This window comes from Halomonas sp. SIMBA_159, from assembly GCF_046536035.1.
Classification (GTDB): Bacteria; Pseudomonadota; Gammaproteobacteria; order Pseudomonadales; family Halomonadaceae; genus Vreelandella; species Vreelandella venusta_A.
The window spans coordinates 1-242 of record NZ_JAWJBT010001431.1 but is presented as its reverse complement, the minus strand read 5'-3'; the positions used below and the strand labels follow the sequence as shown (position 1 = coordinate 242).

Sequence of the window (242 nt, the reverse complement as noted above, 5' to 3'; positions counted from 1 at the left end):
ATAGGCGTTTCACTTTCTTCATTCGGGCCATCAATTGTAAAGAAGACTCGCAAAATATAAGAGTCTTCTCCTTCCTCCAAATTGCCCTCAACCTCAAATGATTCAGCCCCACTTGCAACATTCTCACGTAAAGCTCTTAAAAAAGAGCCACTGGGCGATTGAGAACCAACCCTTTGCAGCTCTGTTTGGAAAGCAGATATGTTTTCAAAAACAAATGACATTTATTTTTATTCTCCTTTCAT

Annotated in this window: 1 protein-coding gene; it reads right to left on the bottom strand. The window is 39.3% G+C overall.

The genetic code is table 11. From position 1 onward, the window contains the following. On the bottom strand, nucleotides 1–221 hold a 221-nt coding region (locus R0J87_RS23965), incomplete at its 3' end, for a hypothetical protein (protein ID WP_498889537.1). Nucleotides 222–242 lie beyond the last annotated feature (21 nt).